The organism is Streptomyces sp. BE303 (genome assembly GCF_036290945.1).
GTDB lineage: Bacteria > Actinomycetota > Actinomycetes > Streptomycetales > Streptomycetaceae > Kitasatospora.
On sequence record NZ_JAQYWZ010000508.1, the window covers coordinates 1 to 504 of the forward strand.

Sequence of the window (504 nt, forward strand, 5' to 3'; positions counted from 1 at the left end):
CCCCCCCGTTATGTTTTTCGCGGTCCTGCAAGAGGGCCGCTGGCCTCCGGGCCCCGGCATGACTGTGTCCCCCTGTCGAAGAGATGACCTGGGGGGTGGTGTCACCGGGCCCGGAGGTGTCGTCGGAGACGCTGATGAGAGGTCCGGCCACCGCCCGGTCCGGCGCAATGCCGGACGGCCCGCGGGCGGCAGGTCTGCATAACGTGGATGCGCGCGTACGACACCACCGCCGAGGCCGGCCCGTCCGACTCCCCTGGAAGGGTGCGATGTTCGACACCGAAGACGTGGGCGTGTTCCTCGGCCTGGACGTCGGCAAGACCGCTCACCACGGCCACGGCCTGACCCCGGCAGGCAAGAAGGTCTTCGACAAACCGCTGCCCAACAGCGAGCCGAAACTGCGGGCCGTCTTCGAGAAACTGACCGCGAAATTCGGCACCGTCCTGGTGATCGTGGACCAACCCGCCTCCATCGGCGCCCTGCCCCTGACCGTCGCCCGCGACGCCG

Annotated in this window: 1 protein-coding gene; it reads left to right on the forward strand. The window is 69.2% G+C overall.

What is annotated here, in order from left to right; genetic code table 11:
- Nucleotides 1–266 precede the first annotated feature (266 nt).
- Nucleotides 267–504: IS110 family transposase (locus PUR56_RS10860; protein ID WP_329948728.1), on the forward strand; the 238-nt coding region annotated here is incomplete at its 3' end.